Here is a 3,246-nt window from a genome sequence, read left to right on the forward strand (position 1 = left end):
ACCTACGCCTTCTCACGCTCCTATCTGCAGTTTCCGGCGCGCTTCATCATGCCGAAGGGCAAGGCGCTGACCGAGCCCGTCTTTGACAAATTGCACGGCAAGCGTGTCGGCGTGATATCAGGCTCGGCGCATGAGCGCATGCTGCGCGACTATTTCAACACGGTCCAGGTCGTCCCTTTCGACAGGCCGGAAGAACTGTATGCCGATCTCAAGGCCGGCAAGGTCGACGCCGCCTTCGGCGACGGCATGCGCCTGGCTTTCTGGCTGGGCGGCTCGGACGCGGCGGGCTGCTGCCGCTTTGCCGGCGGGCCCTATCTGGCGCCCGAATATCTGGGCACGGGCATGGCCATCGCCACCAAGGCTGACAATCCGGCGCTGGCCGCAGCGATCGACTACGCGCTGCAGGAAATTTCAATGAAAGGCACGTTCGCCGAATTTTATCTGCGCTATTTCCCCGTCAGTTTTTTCTAAAGCCAAGGACTTTCAGGTCAGGGTACGCAGCCGCGCCTTGGCCGCGCGGCCGATGGCAGCAACCGTCAGCGTGTCGAGATCGAGCTGACGCCGGATCAGCTGCAGCACCCGCACCTCTTCCATGCGCATTTCGAGGTCGACGGCGGCAACCTCGAAGGCGGCGGCATAGGCGGTGTCGCGCAGCCGCTCGGGCAAGACCTCGGCGACTTCAGCCAGCACGCCCTCCAGCCCATCCTTTTCGTGCAGGCGCTTCTGGCAGCCCTGGGCGACGCCGACCAGCCTGTCGTGGTTGAAGTCCTCGAACACCGGCCAGGAGCGGACGACCTCGCCGATCCGCGCCAGTTCAACATCGGTCATGTCGCGGTCGGAGGCCGAGGTGATGACCATCAGATAGATCAGGGCTTCATGAGGTGTCGGCAATTTTTTCTCCTTGAACCGGGCCTCGAAGTTAGGAACGCCCGTTCTGCACCGCAAGGAAAAAGCGCCGCACGCGTTGACGCTCCGGCGCTGCACGCCTAGAGACCGGTTGAAAAACCCTTGCTGCGGCCCGCCTTCGGGCCGGCAGATGATTTGGAAAACTGTGACATGGCGGGATCAAACATCATCGATCTCAACCCCGAGCTGCTGGCGGCCGCGACCGAAAGCAAGGCGTGGCCGTTCGAGGAAGCCAAAAAGATCATCGAGCGCTACAAAGGCGCCGACTTTCCGCAAACAGTCCTGTTCGAGACCGGCTACGGGCCGTCCGGCCTGCCGCATATCGGCACGTTCGGCGAGGTGGCGCGCACCTCGATGGTGCGCCATGCCTTCCGTGTCCTGACGCAGGACAAGGTCGCGACCAAGCTGCTGTGCTTTTCCGACGATATGGACGGCATGCGCAAGATACCCGACAGCGTGCCGGACCGCGCCGCACTCGAGCCGCATCTGCACAAGCCGCTATCGTCGGTCCCCAACCCCTTCGGCGGCGACTATGCGAGCTTCGCCGACCACAACAATGCGATGCTCTGCCGCTTCCTCGACACGTTCGGCTTCGACTACGAGTTCGCCAGCGCGACGCAATACTACAAGGCCGGCCGTTTCGACGCGATGCTCAAGCGCGCCGCCGAGCGCTATGAGCAGATCATGGCGGTGATGCTACCGACGCTCGGGCCCGAGCGGCAGGCGACCTACAGCCCGTTCCTGCCGATCTCGCCGAAGAGCGGCCGCGTGCTTTACGTGCCCATGAAGCATGTCGACGCCAAAGCCGGCACCATCACCTTCGACGACGAGGGCACCGAGACCACGCTTTCGATCACCGGCGGCCGCGTGAAGCTGCAGTGGAAGCCGGATTTCGGCATGCGCTGGGCAGCGCTTGGCGTCGATTTCGAAATGTTCGGCAAGGACCACCAGACCAATGCGGTGGTCTACGACCGTATCTGCAACATTCTGGGCGGACGGGCGCCGGAGCATTTCGTCTACGAACTGTTCCTCGACGAGAACGGCCAGAAGATCTCGAAGTCGAAGGGCAACGGGCTGACCATCGACGAGTGGCTGACCTATGCGCCGACCGAAAGCCTCGGGCTCTACATGTACCAACGGCCGCGGCAGGCCAAGAAGCTGTATTTCGACGTTATCCCGCGGGCCGTGGATGAATACTACACGTTCCTCGCCGCCTATCCCCGCCAGGACTGGAAGGAGCGGCTGGGCAACCCGGTCTGGCATATGCATGACGGCAACCCGCCAGCGATCGACATGCCGGTGCCGTTCTCTCTGCTGCTCAATCTGGTCAGCGCTTCCAACGCGCAGAACAAGGATGTGCTGTGGGGGTTCATTTCACGTCATACGCAAGGCGTGACGCCGGCGACGCATCCAGAGCTCGACCGGCTGGTCGGCCATGCGATCCGCTATTTCGACGATTTCGTGAAGCCGACGAAAACCTTCCGGCCCGCCGACGAGGTCGAGCGCGAAGCGCTGGCAGCCCTCGACGAAGCACTTGGCGCGCTGCCGGCGGACGCCAGCGGCGAAGCGATCCAGAACGCCTCGCTCAACGTCGCACGCAGGATCGAGCGCTATCAGGATCATTCCAAGCAGAGCCCGGAAGGCGGCCCCGGCGTATCGGGCGCCTTCTTCCAGATGATCTACCAGGTGCTGATCGGCCAGGAGCGCGGCCCGCGCTTCGGCTCGTTCGCAGCACTCTACGGCGTTGCCGAGACGCGTGCGCTCATTGAGCGGGCGCTGGCTGGTCAGCTGGCTTGAGCACGCCGTCGACCTCTTCCAGGATCGAACCCGGCGCCTGAGGTGCCGGGCCTGGCGCGGCCGGCATCGCCGGCATGCCCGACAGATCGGGCGCCGATCCGAAAATGCCCTTCTTGCCCATGCGCGCCTTGTCGCCGGCCTCGACATAGGGGCCGCCCTTGGCGGCGCGCGCCCAGCCATTTTCGACCAGCCACTGACCTACATCCTGCTTGCCGATCCGGCACTCGGCTGCGATCAGGTCGCGGCCGCCCTGCGGCGGCACCGTGCAGACCACCGCGCGGCCGCGCAGGAAGGCGCGGAACGCTGTCCTCGCCCGGACGCCGCACGGCCAGGACTTGCCGTCCTCGCTGCAAATCTCGTCCTGCCTGACGATGTCGATGCCGGAAACCGCGACCGAGTAGCCCTTCGCCTCGATCAAGCCGGCGGCCGGCGCAACCGGCTGGAACAGCTTTGTGCCGTTCCAGTCGTCAGGCATTTTCGGCTTGGGCGGCACGGCCAGCGCGAGTTTGCTCAGCGGCTCGCGCGGCTCGATCCGTTCAAGCC

4 protein-coding genes are annotated in these 3,246 nt (G+C 64.4%); 2 read left to right on the forward strand and 2 right to left on the reverse strand.

Annotation, left to right across the window (positions count from 1 at the left end; translation table 11 throughout):
• Nucleotides 1-471, forward strand: a 471-nt coding sequence (locus EN879_RS29355) for a transporter substrate-binding domain-containing protein (RefSeq protein WP_127274425.1), incomplete at its 5' end; no start/stop codon positions are given.
• 12 nt (nt 472-483) lie between these two features.
• Here the strand turns inward: EN879_RS29355 and EN879_RS29360 are convergent.
• Nucleotides 484-891, reverse strand: a complete 408-nt coding sequence (locus EN879_RS29360) for a tellurite resistance TerB family protein (protein ID WP_127389928.1) — start codon at nt 889-891, stop codon at nt 484-486.
• A gap of 165 nt (nt 892-1,056) precedes the next feature.
• Here EN879_RS29360 and EN879_RS29365 point away from each other — a divergent pair, with 165 nt between their 5' ends.
• On the forward strand, nt 1,057-2,703 hold the full coding sequence (locus EN879_RS29365; protein WP_063170009.1) for a lysine--tRNA ligase: 1,647 nt from the start codon (nt 1,057-1,059) through the stop codon (nt 2,701-2,703).
• Here EN879_RS29365 and EN879_RS29370 read toward each other — a convergent pair.
• Nucleotides 2,669-3,246 (reverse strand): thermonuclease family protein (locus tag EN879_RS29370; RefSeq protein ID WP_164774649.1); only part of this gene is annotated, 578 nt, incomplete at its 5' end. The genes EN879_RS29365 and EN879_RS29370 overlap by 35 nt on opposite strands.

The organism is Mesorhizobium sp. M7A.F.Ca.AU.002.02.1.1 (assembly GCF_003998535.1).
In the GTDB taxonomy this organism is placed as follows: Bacteria; Pseudomonadota; Alphaproteobacteria; order Rhizobiales; family Rhizobiaceae; genus Mesorhizobium; species Mesorhizobium ciceri.

Excerpts from the sequence above, each read along its gene's own strand:
- EN879_RS29365 (WP_063170009.1), top strand. The coding sequence starts at position 1,057 with ATGGCGGGATCAAACATCATCGATCTCAACCCCGAGCTGCTGGCGGCC.